The organism is Aeromicrobium duanguangcaii, from assembly GCF_024508295.1.
Classification (GTDB): Bacteria; Actinomycetota; Actinomycetes; order Propionibacteriales; family Nocardioidaceae; genus Aeromicrobium; species Aeromicrobium duanguangcaii.
In genome coordinates, this window is record NZ_CP101990.1 from 2,638,913 (window position 1) to 2,656,018 (window position 17,106).

Here is a 17,106-nt window from a genome sequence, read left to right on the forward strand (position 1 = left end):
GGCACGCCCGACCCGAGAGCGCGCGCTGCGCCGACCGGCCCTCAGTGGTCGAACGCGTCGAGGATCTCATCGGCGGCCGCCGCCGGGGACAGCCGGCCCGCCAGGACCTCGTCGCGCACCCGTTCGCGGACCTTCGCCACGGAGTCGTCCGTCGCCAGCCGCTGCTCGATCTCGTCGCGCACCAGCGCCCACGTGAAGTCGAGCTGTTGCTGGGCGCGCTTGCTCGCCACACCGCGCGGGCCCATGAACTCCCGATGCCGCAGGACGCGGCTCCAGACGGTGTCGATCCCCGACCCCTCGAGGGCGGAGCAGGTCAGGACCGGGGGCACCCAGTCCTGCGTGCCGGCGTAGACCAGGCGCAGCGCGCCGGCCAGCTCACGGGCCGTGGACTCGGCCTCGCGGGCCCGCTCGCCGTCGGCCTTGTTGACGGTGATGACGTCCGCGATCTCGAGGATGCCCTTCTTGATGCCCTGCAGCTGGTCGCCGGTGCGCGCCAGCGTGAGGAACAAGAAGGTGTCGACCATGGCGGCGACGGTGATCTCGGACTGGCCGACGCCGACGGTCTCGACCAGCACGACGTCGTACCCGGCGGCCTCCAGGACGGTCAGCGCCTGACTGGTCGCCCGGGCGACGCCGCCGAGGCTGCCGGCGCTGGGCGACGGCCGGATGTAGGCGTTCGGATCGGTCGACAGGCGCACCATGCGGGTCTTGTCGCCCAGCACCGATCCGCGGGTGCGGACGCTCGACGGATCGACGGCCAGGACGCCCACTCGGTGTCCGCGGCCCGTCAGGTGGACACCCAGGGCCTCGATGAAAGTCGACTTGCCGACTCCGGGAACGCCGGAGATCCCCACCCGCACGGCACCACCGACCTTCGAGTCGGGCGCGGCCGTGAGCTCGGCCAGCAGCTCGCGCGAGGCGGCGCGGTGGTCGGTCCGGCGCGACTCGACGAGGGTGATGGCCCGCGACACCGCGGCCCGTCGGCCCTCGCGGACACCGTCGATCAACTGGGTCAGGTCCGTCACGCCTGCATCGTAGTCGGGGATCACCGGGTGACCGACGAGGGCGTGAGCCCGAAGTCGGCCAGCGTCGCGGCGACGTGATCGTGCAGGCCGGGGCGGTCGAGTCCACCGCCCACCGGGTGCGCGATCACCGAGAGGTACACCGCCTCCAGCGCGCCACCGGCCAGCACGTAGAGCTTGCCGCCGAGCCGGTCCAGCTCGGCCGCTGTCTGCCCGGGCTCGGCCGAGCGCACCCAGAAGTCCACCGGAGTGCCGCCGTCGATGCGCATGATCGCCGGGTCGAGGCTGCCGTGGTTGGAGCAGCCGACGGGCGACGACGTCGAGCCCATCGCCAGCTGCTCGGCCCGGCGCACGACCACCGGCGGTGTGACGGGCACGAGCGGCAGCACGGCGAGCATGTCGTGGGATCGCTCGGCCCGCGCGCGCAGCGCCGACTTGGTCGCGGCGCGCAGACCGGTCAGGTCGCGGTCGAGTTCGTCCGGGTCGGCGCGGACGGTCACCGAGTCCAGCGCGTTGGCGCGGGTGTCGCCCTCGACCCGGACGCTGACGGGCACGGCGAGGGCGACCCGGCCGTCGGCGCCGGTCCGGCCGAGGCGCTGCGCCAGGCGCGCCGCGAAGGCCGACACGAGGGTGTTGCTGGTGCCGCCGAGCCGTGCCGCCGCCGCGTCCCAGTCGGCGCGCGTGACGCGCACGCAGGCCGCGGCGGGATGGAACGGCGCGTCGTCGATCACCGGCTGCGGCGACGTGCTCGCGGGCGGCGCGGACCGGGCGGGCGCCTGCCCGGACTCGGCCCGTGCCACCCGAATCCCGGCGATCACGGCCCCGATCACCGCGGGCAGCTCGCGGACGAAGGCCACGAGGTCCGACCACAGCAGCTCACGCCGCGGCCGGGCGCCACGCGGCGGATAGGCGGGTCGCCGCGAGATCCCCTGCACGGCGTCGGCGATGGCGTCCAGCTTGCACAGGCCGTCACCGAGCGCGTGCGGCGAGACCATGGCCACCGCCGTGCCACCGTCGGTCAGCGGCAGCACGCCGATGCGCCACCCCGGACCGTGCTCGGGGTCGACACCGCGGTCGCCCAGCTCGTCGGTCCAGGCGTGGATGTCGTCACGCGACCGCGGGACCTGCTCGACCTCCAGCGGCGGCACCGCGTCGACAGCCACCCAGCGATGGCGGCCGCCGGGCAGCGGCGAGCGCTGAACCAGGCGCCCCAGCAGCGTGCCGGCGAGGGCCTCGTTGAAGCGCTGCAGCTCCGCGAGGTCGACCGGACGGTCGTAGACCCACGTGAAGAAGGTCCACGGCTGGTGGCCCAGGGCGCGCAGCCCGAGAAACGAGCCCTGGTCCATCAACGCGAGGCGGTCATCCACGCTTGCATGCTAGTGCAACCGGCAGTTACCCCTCAGGCGTCGCCGCGCAGGCGAGCCAGCAGGTCGAGCGCGGAGTCGGCGATGACCGTGCCGGGCAGGAACACCGCGGCAGCGCCCATCTGCTTGAGGGTCGCGACGTCGTCGGGCGGGATGACCCCGCCGATGACGACCATGATGTCGGGGCGACCCTGCTCCTCGAGCGCGGCCTTCAGCGCCGGCAGCAGCGTGAGGTGACCCGCCGCGAGGGACGAGACCCCCACGACGTGGACGTCGGCGTCGACCGCCTGCTGGGCGACCTCCTCCGGCGTCGAGAACAGCGGGCCCACGTCGACGTCGAAGCCCATGTCGGCGAACGCCGTGACGATGACCTTCTGGCCGCGGTCGTGGCCGTCCTGGCCCATCTTGGCCACGAGGATGCGCGGGCGACGGCCCTCGGCACGCTCGAACTCGTCGGTGGCCTCGATGACCTCGGCGACGTTGCCCGCCTGGCCGGCTTCGGTGCGGTACACACCCGAGATCGTACGGATGACGGCTTGGTGGCGCCCGTAGACCTTCTCGAGGGCGTCGCTGATCTCGCCGACCGTGGCCTTGGCGCGGGCCGCGTCGACGGCCAGCTTCAGCAGGTTGCCGTCCATCGAGCCCTCGCCGCCGGACTGCTGGGCGCCGCGCTCGGCCGAGGCCGTCAGCGCGTCCAGCGCACGGCGGACGTCGTCGTCGTTGCGCTCGGCGCGCAGGCGCTCGAGCTTGGCGATCTGCGAGACCAGCACGGCCTTGTTGTCGACCTTGAGGACCTCGAAGGGCTCCTCGTCGGGAACGCGGTAGGTGTTGACGCCGATGACGGACTGCTGACCGGAGTCGATCCGGGCCTGCGTGCGGGCCGCGGCCTCCTCGATGCGCATCTTCGGGATGCCCTCGTCGATGGCCTTGGCCATGCCGCCGGCCGCCTCGACCTCCTGGATGTGCGCCCAGGCCCGGTTCGCGAGGTCGTGCGTCAGCTTCTCGACGTAGTACGAGCCGGCCCACGGGTCGATCGTCTGGGTCGTGCCCGACTCCTGCTGCAGCAGCAGCTGGGTGTTGCGCGCGATGCGGGCGCTGAAGTCGGTGGGCAGCGCGATGGCCTCGTCGAGGGCGTTGGTGTGCAGGCTCTGGGTGTGACCCTGCGTGGCCGCCATCGCCTCGATCGCGGTGCGGCCGACGTTGTTGTAGACGTCCTGCGCCGTGAGGCTCCAGCCCGAGGTCTGCGAGTGCGTGCGCAGGCTCAGCGACTTGGGGTTCTTCGGGTCGAAGTCGCTGACCAGCCGCGCCCACAGGGCACGGGCGGCGCGCAGCTTGGCGACCTCCATGAAGAAGTTCATGCCGATCGCCCAGAAGAAGCTCAGTCGCGGGGCGAACGCGTCGATGTCCAGGCCCACGTCCAGGCCGGCGCGGATGTACTCGACGCCGTCGGCCAGCGTGTAGGCCAGTTCGAGGTCGTTCGTCGCCCCGGCCTCCTGGATGTGATAGCCGGAGATCGAGATGGAGTTGAACCGCGGCATCTTGGCCGCCGTGTACGCGAAGATGTCGGAGATGATCCGCATCGAGGGCGCCGGCGGGTAGATGTACGTGTTCCGGACCATGAACTCCTTGAGGATGTCGTTCTGGATGGTCCCGGTCAGCTGCTCGGGCTTCACGCCCTGCTCCTCGGCCGCCACGATGAACAGCGCCAGCACCGGCAGCACCGCGCCGTTCATCGTCATCGAGACGCTCATCTGGTCCAGGGGGATGCCCTCGAACAGCGTGCGCGTGTCGTAGATCGAGTCGATCGCGACACCGGCCATGCCGACGTCGCCGACGACGCGCGGGTTGTCGGAGTCGTAGCCGCGGTGGGTCGCCAGGTCGAACGCGACCGACAGGCCCTTCTGGCCGGCGGCCAGGTTGCGGCGGTAGAACGCGTTGGACTCCTCGGCGGTGGAGAAGCCCGCGTACTGGCGGATCGTCCACGGCTGGGTCGTGTACATCGCCGGGTACGGACCGCGCAGGAACGGGGTCAGGCCCGGGTAGGTGTCGAGCGCGTCGAGGCCGGCCAGGTCATCGGGCGTGTACAGCCGCTTGACCGGGATGCCCTCGGGGCTCTGCCACGGCTCTCCGGCGAAGCTCTGGGGGGTGCTCATTTCTGCAGCTCCTCTCGCAGGGCGCGCAGGAAGGCCAGCGCGTCCAGGCCCATGGCCGCCGAGGCGTCCTGGCCGATGTCGGTCTTTCCGGCGACGATCACGTACGAGGCGCCGTTCTCGCGCAGCGCGGTGACCAGATCGGCACCCCACTGGCCGTAGGCGGCGTCGGTCCCGGCCAGGCACACCACCGGCGGCGCACCGGCCTCGCGGTACTTGTCGACCACGTCGGCGACGTCGGTGGTGGCGCCGGAGGCGCCGATGCCGATCCCGCCGGCGGCCAGCAGGTTGATGGCGAAGGTCGCCCGGGCCGTGTGGGCCGCGATCGTGCCCATCGTGGCCAGGAAGACCGGCTGCGCGGCGGGCTCGTCGCGCATCTGCTCGAACTCACCGGCGTAGCGGAAGACGTCCGGCTCGACCGGGTACGGCCGGCGCTCGGGCAGCGTCTCGGCGGGGTTCGGGAACTCGCTGACGCCGGTGATCGGGCGCTGACGACGGCCGATCTGCAGCGCGCGGTCGTCGCGCACCGCCTCGACCAGCGGGCGCATCCGGTCGGCGGCCGCGTCCAGGTCGGCCACACCCTCGAGCTCGTCAAGGCCGTCGAGCTCGGAGAACAGAGCCCACGCGGCCATGGCGAGGTCGTCGGTGAACTTCTCGACGGCGTAGGCCCCGCCGGCCGGGTCGACGACCTTGGCGACGTGCGACTCGTGGATCAGCAGGCTCGAGGTGTTGCGCGCGATACGGCGGCTGAACGCCGTCGGGAGGCCGAGCGGCTCGTCGAACGGCAGCACGGTGACGGCGTCCGCGCCGCCGACGCCCGCGGCGAAGCCGGCGACCGTGGTGCGCAGCATGTTCGTGTACGAGTCGTACCGCGCCATCATCGGGCGCGAGGTCACGGCGTGCTGGCGCTGCGCCCGGGCCTCGGCGCCGATGCCGCTGATCTCGCCGACCCGGTTCCACAGGGCGCGAGCCGCGCGCAGCTTGGCGATCGTCGGGAACTGCTCGTCGGTGGCGGCGTAGCGGAACTCCAACTGCGCGGCGGCCTCGTCGGTCGTGAATCCCGCGGCCTCGAGGGCGCGCAGGTACGTCACGGCGAGCATCATCGACCAGGCGAGCTCCTGGACCTCGGAGGCTCCCTGGTCGTGCAGCGCGCTGGCGTCGACGACGACGCCGCGGACGCCGGCCTCCTTCGCGAGCGTGGCCACGCGGACCACGGTGTCGAGGTCGGTGCCCGTCGCGCCGAGGTTGGTCAGCGGGTGCGGGTCGGTGCCCTTGTCACGGCAGACGGCCAGGAAGGCCTCGGCCGCGGCCACGGCGTCCTCACGGGCGTCCAGCACCACCGGCGCCAGGTCGAGGAAGACCGGCTCCAGCAGCTCGGCGAGCCGGTCGGCGGCGATGCCGCGCTCCCCCACCGTGAGCCACAGCGAGTTGGCGCCGTTCTCGAGCTCGGTGGACAGGTCCGCCGGGGACGTCTCGGGGTCGGTGAACCAGCCGCGGATGTCCCAGCCGTACAGCGCGGGGTCGCCCGTGCCGGAGCCGCGCGTGTACGGCGCCTCGCCCGGCAGACCGATCTCGGGCAGGTCGGCCACGAGGTCGGGCGTACCCAGCGGCGTGATGCTGAGTCCGTCGAGCGTGGTGGTCGTCAGGACCGACCACACGTCGGAGTCGGGGGCGTCCTCGGCGAGCCGGCGCGTCTTGCGCAGGACGGCCGCCGTGGCCCTCTCCCACTGCGACTGGTCGTGCTCGATGCCCTCCGCGAGGGGCACCACGGGGTCGTCTGCTGCCATGCGAGGCATGGTATCCGCCCACGTCGACGGACGGTTCAACGCATCGTTTCCGCGGCTGCGACAATGACGGCGTGCAGATCCCCGACGAACTCCTGCCCGGCGACGGACGCTTCGGCTCCGGTCCCTCCAAGGTGCGCCCCGAGGCGCTGGCCGCCCTCGCCGCCTCCGGCGACTCGCTGATGGGGACCTCGCACCGAGCGGCGCCGGTCAAGGCGCTGGTCGGCAGCCTCCGCGAGGGGCTCCGCGACCTGTTCTCCCTGCCCGAGGGCTACGAGGTCGTCCTCGGTGTCGGCGGCTCGCACGCGTTCTTCGACGCCGCCATGTTCGGCCTGGTCGAGCGCCGCAGCCAGCACCTCGTGCACGGCGAGTTCACGACCAAGTTCGCCCGCGCGGTCGCCGCGGCGCCGTTCCTCGAGGCGCCCGAGCTGATCGAGTCGGACTTCTCCACCCATCCCGAGCCGCACGCGACCCCCGGCGTCGACGCCTACGCGTGGGCGCACAACGAGACCTCCACCGGTGTCATGGTGCCGGTGCGCCGGCCCGAGGGGATCGACGACGGCGCGCTCGTCCTCATCGACGCGACGTCGGGCGCGGCCGGGCTGCCGGTCGACGTGGCCCAGACCGACGTCTATTACTTCGCGCCCCAGAAGGGCTTCGCGTCCGACGGCGGACTGTGGATCGCGCTCATGTCGCCCGCCGCGATCGAGCGCGCCCACCGGATCAAGGCCTCGGGACGTCACATCCCCGGCTTCCTCGACCTGCCGACCGCGATCGACAACTCGCTCAAGGACCAGACGTACAACACGCCGGCCATCGCGACGATCTTCCTGATGGACCAGCAGCTGCGCTGGCTGAACGGCAACGGGGGCCTGGACTGGGCGGTCAGCCGCACGACGGACTCGTCGCGACGCCTCTACGAGTGGGCCGACGCGAGCTCGTTCGCGACGCCCTTCGTCCCCGACCCCGCCGACCGCTCGCTGGTCGTCGGCACGATCGACCTCGACGGCGTCGCGGCCGCCGACGTCGTGGCCGCCCTGCGCGAGAACGGCATCGTCGACGTCGCCGGCTACCGCGGCCTCGGCCGCAACCAGCTGCGCATCGCGATGTTCCCCGCCATCGAGCCCGACGACATCACCGCCCTCACGCGCTGCATCGACCACGTGGTCGAGCGGCTCGCGCAGTGACGGTTTCCGTCAGTCGACGACGGTGCCGGTGCGGTGCAGCTCGCGGTGCTCCTCGTAGATCGCCGCGTTGATGTGCAGCGTGGCGACCTCGTCGTCGGTCAGCTCACGGCGGACCTTGCCGGGGACACCGGCCACGAGGGAGCGCGGCGGGATGACGGCGCCCTGCGGCACCAGCGCGTTCGCGGCGATGAGGCACTCGTCACCGATCTCGGCCCCGTTGAGGATCGTCGCGCCCATGCCGACCAGGACGTGATCGCCGACGGTGGCACCGTGGATGATCGCGCCGTGGCCCACCGAGACGCCCTCGCCGAGGGTCAGCGGCTTGCCCTGGTCGACGTGGAAGACGCAGTTGTCCTGCACGTTGCTGCGCGGCCCGATCGTGATCGGCTCGTTGTCGGCACGCAGGACGGCGCCGTACCAGACGCTGGCGCCCTCCTCCAGGACGACCGATCCCACCAGGGTGGCGGTGGGGGCGACGAACGCCGACTCGTGGACCTGCGGTGACCTGTCTCCCAGAGCGATCTTCATGGCGTCACCGTAGCGCCCGGCGCGAGCCTCCCGAACGGCCCCGGCGGACCACGAGGAACACCACCAGCACCAGGAGGCCGGCGACGCCGATCCCGCCCAGGACGAGGGTCCGGCTGTCGACCGAGTCGTCCGCGACCGTCGTCGCCGGCACGGTGGACGACGACGGCTCGGCAGTGGCGGTCGGCACCGTGGCCAGACCCTCGGTCGCGCCCTCCCCCGTCGGAAGCGTGAGCCGGTACAGGGGCGAGTCGCTGCCCTCACTGCCGACGAGGACGGCGCCGTCGGACACGAACGCCACGGTCTCGGACTGCTCCAGCGACGGAAGCGGGCCGCTGCCGACGACGCTCCACTCAGTGGGATCGACCGACCACAGCGTGCCGTAGGACAACAGCGCGACCCGCGACCCGTCCGGCGAGTAGGCGCCGTCGGTCACCAGCGCCGGCAGATCCTCCGCCGTCTTTCGGAACCGGGCGGTTCGCGTGTCGTCGAGATCGCCCTCGGAGAGCGTCAGGACCTCCGCACCGGCGAGCGTCTTCGTGACGACCTGCAGCCGGTCGGACGACGGCGGGGCCAGCAGCGCCTCGACGTCGGCGGGACCGCCCTCGAGAGAGACGGGGAACCGGCGGGCGTCGACCGTGGCGGTGGTGCGGCCGGGCTCATCGATCGCGTAGAGGGCGAGGTCGTCGCGCTCGCGCCCGTTGTCGCCGACGTCCCCGATCCACAGGGTGCCGTCGCGCAGCGCCAGCGCCTCGACGTCGCGGAACTCGGCGCGGACGGTCGTGACTCCCACGACCGCACCGGACGTGAGGTCGACCGCGAACACCTCGGCGGCGTTGCCCGAGTCGTTGACCGTGTAGGCCAGATCGTCCTCGGTGGTGCTGACGGCCAACCCGCTCGACTCGGTGATCCGGGAGTCCGAGAGCGTCGTCACGGGCTCGGCGACCGCGGCGTCGGCGCGATCGATCAGCGATGCCACGACGACCACGGCGATCAGGGCGATCAGCAGTCCGGGGATCAGCAACCGGCGATGGCGGGGGTTCACACGCTCACCTTCGCTCCCCGGCTGCGGGCTATCGTGGGGGCATGGCCAGTACGAAGCGACCGCGCATCCCCGACCTGGGACGCCCCGAGGTCACGGAGCTGGAGTTCGGCCGCACGACCCATCGGGTGGCGGAGGTCGAGCCCATGGACGTCGACGGCGTGCGCACGATGACCATCGGCACGATCGGCTGGGGCATCGTGGCCATCGCCCTGCTGCCGTTCTGGGGCAACCTGCAGGACCAGGGCCGCACCTGGTGGCTCTGGACGGCGATCGCCGGCCTGGGCCTGGGCCTCATGGGCATCGAGTACTGCAAGCGCCGGCGTGACGCGCTGCTGGAGCGTCAGGCGGAGGCGCCCGAGGCGAAGAAGACGCCCGAGGTCACGAAGACGCCGAGGGCCGAGAAGGCCCCCAAGACCGCGAAGACTCCCAAGACCGAGAAGACCCGCGCCCCGGGCGCTCAGCAGGCCGAGGTCGCGCCGCCCGCCGAGAGCAGCGAGCCGACCGAGCGACCCATCGGACGGCGTCGCAGGAACTGAGGCCCCACGGCCTCGCACCATCGCAGCACGCACGACCGGCTCAGAACTCCTCGACCTGCACGCTGATCGTGTCGTAGACCGGGTCCGGCAGCTTCGAGGCCGACGACGAGCGCTTGGGCCGGCCGCCCGAGTGCGCACCGCACCCGTGGGTCAGCGCGACGACGCGTCCGTCGGCGTTCGCCATCTTGTTCGCGCACACGCCGAACCGGTCGGACAGGTCGCCGGCCAGGGAGACGAGGAACCCGCACGTGCCGCACGTGCCGGGGGCCTGCTTGGCGATCGGCGTGTCGGGACCGGCGTCGCCCTCGTACCAGCGCTCGGCGGCGTCCTCGCGTCCTTCGAGCGAGAGGACCCACTCGCGGCCGAGGCCGATCTCGCGGGCGAAGTGACGGTCGACCACGCCGGCGCCGTCGCCGTCACCGGCCGACCAGGCCGGGACCAGTCGGATGTCGTCCTCCTCGGGCGGCAGCACGTCGCCGGGACCGAGGTCGCCGGGACGGATGCGCTCGCGGTACGGCGTCCACGCGGGAGCGACGATCGCCTCGTCGCCGGGCAGCAGCACGATGTCGTTGACGGTGGCGTGCTCGTCCAGCACGCAGAGGCTGACGGCCCAGTACCAACCCCGGTATCCGGGCAGCAGGCACGCGAAGCGCTCGGTGAGCAGGCCCGGCGCCTCCTCGGTCGTGCCGAGGTGATCGCCGACGGTGCCGACGTCGACGCTCTCGTCGAGGGCGGCTCGGGCGTGGGAGGTCACCGTGCTCATGCCCCGATTGTCCCTCACGGGCCCATACCGGACCAACCCGGCCGGTCCGCCGGAGGGTCAGGGCACGAGCACGGCCGCCAGGACGACGAGCACGGGCAGCGACGCCACCGTCGTCACCGCCACGCAGTCGCGGGCCAGCACCGTCGCGTGCCCGAACCGTGAGGCGTACACGAAGACGTTCTGGGCGGTCGGCAGCGCCGCCATCAGGGTGACCCCGGCGGTCTCGTGCGCGCTGAGGTCCAGCGCGTACCGGGCCACGACATAGGCGACGAGCGGCTGCCACGCGAGCTTGAGCACGGAGACGAAGGCGACCTCGCGACCGTTGCCGTGTCCGACCCGGGGCCCGAAGCGCAGCGCGACGCCGTAGGCCAGCAGGGCGCTGGGAATGGCCATCGCCCCGAGCAGCGAGATCGGCTCGGCCACGACGCGCGGCAGGTCCACGTGCGCCAGGGACACCAGCACGCCGATGACGGCCGCGACCGAGACCGGGTTGCGCAGCCCCGCCTGGACGAACGACCACGGGGTGGCCCGGACGCCGGCCTCCATGCTGAGGAAGGTCAGCGCCAGCGGCGCGTAGATCGTCAGCTGCAGCACCATGGTGGGCAGCGCGAACGCCGCGTCGCCCAGCACGAAGCCCGCGATCGGGAGCCCGAGGTACCCGGCGTTGGCGTACGAGGACGACAGACCGCCCACCACGGCGTCGCGCCGCGAGCGGCCGCGCCAGCGGGCCCACGGCAGGTAGACCGCGAGGGTGCCCACGACGGCGGCGACGGCGACCACGAACCACGGGCCGAAGACCGTGCCGAGATCGGTCGAGCCCAGGACGTCGATCAGCAGCGCCGGGGTGGCGACGAAGTAGACCAGCCGGGACAGCACGACCTGGCTGGCCGCGTCGAGCACCCCCGTCGCGGCCAGGACGTAGCCCACCGCGATGAGCGCGCCGATGACCGCGAAGCCCTCGAGCGCGCCGGTCACCCGATCAAGAGTCGAGGTCGGCCGCGAGGCGGCGCAGCAGCTGCGCGACCTGATGGGCGCGCTTGCCCTCGGGGTGACGGCCGTGCCGGTACCCCTCGCCCAGTCCGTCGAGGAGATTCACGAGGTCCTCGACGATGACGACCATCTCCTCGGGCGACTTGCGTCGCGCCTGGGCCTGCGCCTGGGCGACCGAGGGGGTCGGGTCGAGCACGCGCACCTGGAGCGCCTGGTCGCCACGACGGCCGGCGGCGATGCCGAACTCGACGCGCGTGCCGGCCTTGAGCGTGGTGACGCCGTCGGGGAGCGCGTCCGAGCGCACGTAGACGTCGTCGCCGTCCTCACGACTGAGGAAACCGAACCCCTTCTCGGGGTCGTACCACTTCACCTTGCCGGTGGGCATGACCGTTCCTTTGCGTTCGCCGAGTGCAACGTCTGCAGTCTAGTGGCCTGCGGGCCCCGAGCGGGTCCCGCTGCTGCCCGGATCCGTCACGGCTCCGTGTCGTCGTCGCTGTCGAAGTCGACGGAGATGGTCTGGAATCCCTTGTGCCGCTGCATCCGCGCGTACTGCGCGTAGGCGCGTCGGTCGCCCTCGGTGAGCACCACGTTGTCGGTGAAGGGAGTCAGCAGGGCGCGAGGATAGAGCCGGCGCCGGCGCACGACGTTGATCTCCAGGCCCATCACGATGATCGAGGTCAGCAGGAACAGCAGGGCGAGCAGGCCGAGCACGAGCGCGAAGGTCTGGTTCATCGACGACGCCCGGACGATGACGCGCTGCACGTACGCGTCGCCCGCGAACTGCAGCAGCTGCCAGCCCAGCGCGCAGAACAGCGAGCCCGGCAGCACCGATCGCCACGACGCCCGGCGCAGGCTCACGAGCTTGAAGATCGTGATGAAGATGCCCCACGACACGAGCAGGCCGATGAGGCGGACCAGCAGGCCGAGGTCGGGCAGGTGGTCGATGCCGACGACCTGCGGGTTGTCCACGAGCGACTGGACGACCGCGATGACGCCGATGCCGAGGCCGCCGATGCTCAGCACCACGACGCTGCGCAGTCGCATCATGATCGGGTTCGGCCGGCTGTTGCGGGGCACGCCCCACGCCACGTTCCCGGCGTTCTGGGTGGACTGGCCGACCCCGAGCGCGCCGTAGAGCGCGGCGAGCGTGCCGACGATGATCGCCGAGGTGCTGCCGGTGAGACCCTCCGGGCGCCCCAGCTGGTCACCGACGATCGGGAACTGGCCCAGCGCGGTGTCGAGCAGCTTCTGCTGCAGCTCGAGGTCGCCCTGCAGCACGAAGCCCAGGACCGAGGTGGCGATCAGCATCAGCGGGAAGATCGCGATGAAGGCGTAGTACGTCATGATCGCCGCCAGGTAGGGACCCTGGTCGTCGAAGAACTTGTAGACGACCGCGATCGGGAACCCGACGACCGGGTGGGCGCGCTGAAAGCGGTCCAGCCGGGCGACGATGCTCATGGCAGGTATTGTCGCGCAGCGCGCAGGACCTGCTCGTACACCTCGCGGGGAAGAACGGCGCCTTCTCGGCGGACGTCGTCCTCGCGCACCTCGATGAGGCGGTTGAGCCGGACCTCGCTGGGCCGGCCCTGCGCGTCCCACGGACCCGATCCGATGTCCATCCAGAACCGCCCGGCCCGCGCCTCCTGGGCGGCGTCGCGGTCGTGGTCCTTCGACGTCATCTGCAGGGCCACGAGTGTCGCGTCCGGACGGCGGCCGATCAGCAGGACGGGCCGGTCCTTGCCGCGGCGGGGGTCGTCCTCGTAGGGCACCCAGGTCCAGACGACCTCGCCCGGATCGGGGCGCCCGTCATGGTCGCCCGCCCACGTCGTGTCGAGCCCGCGGGCAGGCGGCACGGCGAGGCGTCCCGCGCCGACCAGCCGCCGCAGGACACCCGCCAGGCCCCGTCGGGGCACCGTCTCAGACTGTCGTCTCGAACGCGGGCAGCTGACGCTTCATGACCTTGCCCGTGGGGTTGCGCGGCAGGCTCTCGAGGAACATGACACCGCGCGGCACGGCGGAGCGGGCCACGTTGTCCTTCGCGAACTGCACGAGCTCGTCGGCGCTGACGTCGCTGCCCTCCTTGCGCACCACGTAGGCGGCCAGGCGCTGGCCCCACTCGGGGTCGGCGATGCCGGTGACGACCACGTCGGCCACCTCCGGGTGCTCGACGAGGCAGTCCTCGAGCTCGCGCGGGAAGACGTTCTCGCCGCCGGAGATGATCATGTCGTCATCGCGGCCGGCCACGAACAGACGGCCCTCCTCGTCGAAGTAGCCGAGGTCGCCCGAGTCCATGAGTCCGGAGTGGAAGGACTTGTTGCGGCCGTCGGTGTACCCGCCGAAGGGCATGTCGTTCACGACGTGGATGACGCCGATGTCGCCCTGGGGGACCTCGTTGCCGTCGTGGTCGAGGATCTTGACCGTCGTGCGCCACGGGACCCTGCCGGCGGTGCCGGGAGCTGCCCGCAGGTCCTTCGGGTCGGCGATCGTGATCCAACTGGTCTCGGTCGCGCCGTAGAAGTTGTAGATGGAGTCGGTGAACATGTCCATGTAGTGCAGGGCCAGATCGCCGGCGAGGGCCGAGCCGCTGGACGCGGTGATCTTCAGGCTCGACACGTCGGTGTTCTTGACGACCTGCGGGTCGGCCTTGACCATGCGCTGGAGCATGAGCGGCACGACGACCAGGACCTCGACCTTGTACTTCTCGATGTCCTGCAGCGTCTGCTCGGGATTGAAGCGACGGCGGAACACGAACGTGGGACAGGTCGACAGGCCGAAGCCCAGGTTGATCAGGCCCCAGGAGTGGAACAGCGGCGCGCCGATCGCGACGACCGAGTTGCTGCGGTACGGAATCGAGCCGAAGAACGCCAGCACGGGCTTGAGGTCGTCGGGCTCCTTGCGCTTCGCACCCTTCGGCAGGCCGGTCGTGCCGGACGTGAAGATGATCATCTCGCCGTGCTTGGCCGGCAGCGGCTGATCGCCCGACGGCTTGCCGACGGTGGACGACTCGATTGAGGGCAGGTCGCCGGGAGCGTCCGCGTCGGCCCACGCCAGCATCAGCCGGCTGCGTCGCACGTCCTCGACGAGCGGCAGGAACTCCTGGTCGAGGATGAGCAGCTCGGCGCCCTCGCGCTCGGCCAGATCGGTCAGCTGGGCGCGGCTGGACATGGTGTTGAGCAACAGGACGCGGCCACCGAGCTGCACGACCGCGATGAGCGCGATCACCAGGTAGCGGTGGTTGCGCGCCAGCACGGCGACGGAGTCGCCCGGCTGGAGCCCGCGGTCACGCAGGACCTCCGTGTACTGGTTGATCTGCGCGACGAGGTCCTCGTAGGTGATCTCGCCGGCGTCGTCCACGATCGCCACCTGCTTGGGGTAGCGCTTGGCGGCGGCGTTGACGCCGGACGGCAGACCAGGGCCCCACTTCTTGAGCTGACGGGCAGCACCGATCAACTTGTGCGGCGGCAGTGCCTTGATGACACCCATGCGCCGAAGGACCTTCATTTTGTAACCCAGATCACCCATGGACCGGAGCCTAACAGCCAAAAGGGCAGTATCCTGCCCGTTTTCACGAGTCGGCGGTCAGGCCCTTGTCACACAGCATGCGCAGCACGGACTCGACGCACTCGCCGACCCCGGTGCGGGACGTGTCGATGACCAGATCAGCGTCCTCGGGCACCTCGTAGGGCGAGTCGATCCCGGTGAAGTCCGCGATGAGACCGGCGCGCGCCTTGGCGTACAGACCCTTGCGATCGCGAGCCTCGGCGACGGCCAACGGCGTGGCCACGTGGATGACCAGGAAGGGCGACGTGGGCTCGACGCGCTCGCGCATCGCCTGGCGGGCCGACGCGAACGGCGCGATCGGCGCGCACACGGCCAGTCCGCCCACCTCGGCCACGCGTGCCGCGACCCAGGCGATGCGAGTGAGGTTGCGCTCGCGGTCCTCGCGGCCGTAGCCCAGACCCGCCGACAGCTCTTGGCGCACGTCGTCGCCGTCGAGCAGGACGGGGCGCGCGAGCCCCCGTGCCGTCACGGCCTCGACGAGCGCCCGCGCCACGGTGGACTTGCCGGCGCCGGAGAGGCCGGTGAACAGCAGGACGGCACCGCCGGACGCGGCGGAGCCCGGGTGCCGGAAGTCCAGGTAGTCGTCGACGCCGGAGGTGCGCAGCGCGAGCGCCAGCACCTCCTCGGCCGTGCTGGTCTCGCTGACGGCCGGCGCCGCGAGGTACCAGGCACGGGCCCCGGGGATCTCGTCGGCGCAGTGGCGCAGCTCGTCCATCACGGCGACGTCGGCGGCCGGGACGTCCTGGCTGGCCACGCCGATCAACGCGAGCGGCCGGCCGTCCGCGGCGCGGACGGCACGCATGACGTCGGCGGCGCTGACGCGGCCGGAGAAGAGCGCGACGACGTGATCACGCAGGTCCACGGGCACGACCAGGCGCAGGGCCCGGGCCGGCGGGTGCTCGGCGGCCTTCAGCGGACGCACCCGGCCTGCGACCCACGTGGTCCGGTCGTCACGGGGCAGCGTGTCGCCCAGCACGAGGACGGCCAGCGGCGTGTTGTCGGGATCGGTGAGGGTCAATGACCCCTGGTCGACGGCTTCGCGCGCCGCCTGGGCAGGCACGACCAGATGCGCCTCGATGGGCCAGCCCGCCGGGGCGCGGCCGGGCAGGCAGTACCCGTCGACCGGCGCGAGGAACCGGCCGAGGATCAACTCGAGCCCGTCGAGCTGAGGACCGCGCAGGACGGCGGACGCGCTCACCGGTCGGCCTCGCCGTGCGCGGCGGCGGCTCGGCGCTGGCGATTCTCGAGCATCGCGAACGCGGGGAACCCCAGCCGCAGCCGGATCACCATCCAGACCAGCGGGGCGCCGAAGAGCACCAGCACCAGGACGAGGCCCGTCGTGTCGGTGGGGACCCCGATCAGCTTGAGGCCGGACGCCAGCAGCACGAACGCCAGCGCTCGTCGCACCCACCCGCCGGGCAGGCGGGCCGACAGTCGCGCCCCGATGTAGGCGCCGGGCACCGAGCCGATGATCAACGGCAGCGAGATGGCGAGGTCGAGGTCGCCGAAGATCGCGTGGCTGATGGCCGCCGCCGCGACCAGGGGCACCGCCTGGACCAGGTCCGTGCCGACCAGCTGACTGGCCTTCAGGCCCGGGTAGAGCAGCATCAGGCCGATGATGACGAGCGATCCGGAGCCGACGGAGGTCATGCCCACCACGAGCCCGCCGACGATGCCCAGCAGCAGCGTGGGCAGGGGCCGCACGTCGCGCTCGGGCCGCGACTGCGGCAGCGGCTCGCCGCGACCGTCACGGGTGCGCGCGCGCTCGACCAGACGCAGGAAGGCGCGGACCATGAGCATCGCCGCACTGAGCAAGATGGCGACGCCCAGCGCGACCTTGATCGTCTCCTGGGCCTGCTCGGACTGCCCGAAGGCCCGCAGGATCAGGACCCCGCAGAAGGCCGCCGGGACGGATCCGGCGCACAGCCAGCCCACGAGCTTGAGGTTCACCGTGCCGCGCCGCAGGTGCACCGAGGCGCCCACCGGCTTCATCACGGCGCTGGCGACCAGATCGCTCGACACGGCGGTCAGCGGGGGCACGTTGAAGAAGAAGACCAGCATCGGCGTCATGAGCGCTCCGCCGCCCATGCCCGTCAGACCCACGACGATCCCGACGACGAAGGCGCCGGCCACCAGCGACGAGTCCATGAGGGCCGATTCTGTCACAGCGTCTCACGCC

At 71.8% G+C, this 17,106-nt stretch carries 15 protein-coding genes and 1 pseudogene; 2 read left to right on the forward strand and 14 right to left on the reverse strand.

Going from position 1 to position 17,106, the window contains the following annotated elements; genetic code table 11:
- Positions 1 to 41: 41 nt before the first annotated feature.
- The 4 genes and pseudogenes from meaB to NP095_RS13030 form a co-directional block, all read right to left on the reverse strand.
- Positions 42 to 1,025, reverse strand: coding sequence for a methylmalonyl Co-A mutase-associated GTPase MeaB (gene meaB / locus NP095_RS13015; protein ID WP_232419268.1), 984 nt, complete (start codon positions 1,023 to 1,025; stop codon positions 42 to 44).
- Positions 1,026 to 1,045: 20 nt separating this feature from the next.
- Complete coding sequence (locus tag NP095_RS13020; RefSeq protein ID WP_232419266.1) at positions 1,046 to 2,389, reverse strand: hypothetical protein; 1,344 nt, start codon at positions 2,387 to 2,389, stop codon at positions 1,046 to 1,048.
- A gap of 32 nt (positions 2,390 to 2,421) precedes the next feature.
- A pseudogene (gene scpA, locus NP095_RS13025) lies at positions 2,422 to 4,518 on the reverse strand (methylmalonyl-CoA mutase); the annotation flags it as partial.
- Between the two features lie 17 nt (positions 4,519 to 4,535).
- The gene (locus NP095_RS13030; protein WP_232419261.1) at positions 4,536 to 6,323 is read right to left on the reverse strand and encodes a methylmalonyl-CoA mutase family protein; all 1,788 of its coding nucleotides are present in this window, start codon (positions 6,321 to 6,323) and stop codon (positions 4,536 to 4,538) included.
- Between the two features lie 71 nt (positions 6,324 to 6,394).
- Here NP095_RS13030 and serC point away from each other — a divergent pair, with 71 nt between their 5' ends.
- Positions 6,395 to 7,507: a phosphoserine transaminase gene (serC, locus tag NP095_RS13035; protein ID WP_232419260.1), complete on the forward strand. Its 1,113-nt coding sequence runs from the start codon at positions 6,395 to 6,397 to the stop codon at positions 7,505 to 7,507.
- Between the two features lie 9 nt (positions 7,508 to 7,516).
- On the opposite strand, the gene NP095_RS13040 is transcribed toward serC, so the two are convergent.
- Both NP095_RS13040 and NP095_RS13045 read right to left on the reverse strand, forming a co-directional pair.
- Positions 7,517 to 8,035, reverse strand: a complete 519-nt coding sequence (locus NP095_RS13040; protein WP_232419259.1) for a gamma carbonic anhydrase family protein — start codon at positions 8,033 to 8,035, stop codon at positions 7,517 to 7,519.
- A 4-nt stretch (positions 8,036 to 8,039) separates the two neighbouring features.
- Positions 8,040 to 9,077, reverse strand: coding sequence for a hypothetical protein (locus tag NP095_RS13045; RefSeq protein WP_232419258.1), 1,038 nt, complete (start codon positions 9,075 to 9,077; stop codon positions 8,040 to 8,042).
- Positions 9,078 to 9,118: 41 nt separating this feature from the next.
- On the opposite strand from NP095_RS13045, the gene NP095_RS13050 reads away from it, so the two are divergent.
- Positions 9,119 to 9,613, forward strand: a complete 495-nt coding sequence (locus NP095_RS13050; protein ID WP_232419257.1) for a DUF2530 domain-containing protein — start codon at positions 9,119 to 9,121, stop codon at positions 9,611 to 9,613.
- A 40-nt stretch (positions 9,614 to 9,653) separates the two neighbouring features.
- Here NP095_RS13050 and NP095_RS13055 read toward each other — a convergent pair whose 3' ends face one another.
- From NP095_RS13055 to NP095_RS13090, 8 genes are all read right to left on the reverse strand, one after another.
- A complete protein-coding gene (locus tag NP095_RS13055) occupies positions 9,654 to 10,376 on the reverse strand; it encodes a DUF3027 domain-containing protein (protein WP_232419256.1) in 723 nt (240 codons plus the stop codon).
- Between the two features lie 57 nt (positions 10,377 to 10,433).
- Positions 10,434 to 11,351 carry an AEC family transporter gene (locus NP095_RS13060; protein WP_232419255.1) on the reverse strand — a complete coding sequence of 306 codons (918 nt, stop codon included), beginning with the start codon at positions 11,349 to 11,351 and terminating at the stop codon, positions 10,434 to 10,436.
- A 4-nt stretch (positions 11,352 to 11,355) separates the two neighbouring features.
- A complete protein-coding gene (locus NP095_RS13065; RefSeq protein ID WP_232419254.1) occupies positions 11,356 to 11,751 on the reverse strand; it encodes a cold-shock protein in 396 nt (131 codons plus the stop codon).
- A gap of 86 nt (positions 11,752 to 11,837) precedes the next feature.
- The gene (locus NP095_RS13070) at positions 11,838 to 12,824 is read right to left on the reverse strand and encodes a YihY/virulence factor BrkB family protein (RefSeq protein ID WP_232419253.1); all 987 of its coding nucleotides are present in this window, start codon (positions 12,822 to 12,824) and stop codon (positions 11,838 to 11,840) included.
- Positions 12,821 to 13,279, reverse strand: coding sequence for a type II toxin-antitoxin system PemK/MazF family toxin (locus NP095_RS13075; RefSeq protein WP_232419252.1), 459 nt, complete (start codon positions 13,277 to 13,279; stop codon positions 12,821 to 12,823). The genes NP095_RS13070 and NP095_RS13075 overlap by 4 nt, the downstream gene beginning before the upstream one ends.
- Positions 13,280 to 13,283: 4 nt before the next feature.
- Positions 13,284 to 14,867, reverse strand: coding sequence for an AMP-binding protein (locus NP095_RS13080; protein WP_232419251.1), 1,584 nt, complete (start codon positions 14,865 to 14,867; stop codon positions 13,284 to 13,286).
- 64 nt (positions 14,868 to 14,931) lie between these two features.
- On the reverse strand, positions 14,932 to 16,125 hold the full coding sequence (cysC, locus tag NP095_RS13085; protein ID WP_232419250.1) for an adenylyl-sulfate kinase: 1,194 nt from the start codon (positions 16,123 to 16,125) through the stop codon (positions 14,932 to 14,934).
- Entirely contained in the window at positions 16,122 to 17,075 is a 954-nt protein-coding gene (locus tag NP095_RS13090) for a sulfite exporter TauE/SafE family protein (protein ID WP_232419249.1), read from the reverse strand. The genes cysC and NP095_RS13090 overlap by 4 nt, the downstream gene beginning before the upstream one ends.
- Positions 17,076 to 17,106: the final 31 nt, after the last annotated feature.

Coding starts and splice junctions, on each gene's coding strand:
- NP095_RS13030 (WP_232419261.1), bottom strand. CDS start 6,323: ATGGCAGCAGACGACCCCGTGGTGCCCCTCGCGGAGGGCATCGAGCAC.
- NP095_RS13065 (WP_232419254.1), bottom strand. CDS start 11,751: ATGCCCACCGGCAAGGTGAAGTGGTACGACCCCGAGAAGGGGTTCGGT.
- NP095_RS13070 (WP_232419253.1), bottom strand. CDS start 12,824: ATGAGCATCGTCGCCCGGCTGGACCGCTTTCAGCGCGCCCACCCGGTC.
- NP095_RS13050 (WP_232419257.1), top strand. CDS start 9,119: ATGGCCAGTACGAAGCGACCGCGCATCCCCGACCTGGGACGCCCCGAG.
- NP095_RS13040 (WP_232419259.1), bottom strand. CDS start 8,035: ATGAAGATCGCTCTGGGAGACAGGTCACCGCAGGTCCACGAGTCGGCG.
- NP095_RS13055 (WP_232419256.1), bottom strand. CDS start 10,376: ATGAGCACGGTGACCTCCCACGCCCGAGCCGCCCTCGACGAGAGCGTC.
- NP095_RS13090 (WP_232419249.1), bottom strand. CDS start 17,075: ATGGACTCGTCGCTGGTGGCCGGCGCCTTCGTCGTCGGGATCGTCGTG.
- NP095_RS13080 (WP_232419251.1), bottom strand. CDS start 14,867: ATGAAGGTCCTTCGGCGCATGGGTGTCATCAAGGCACTGCCGCCGCAC.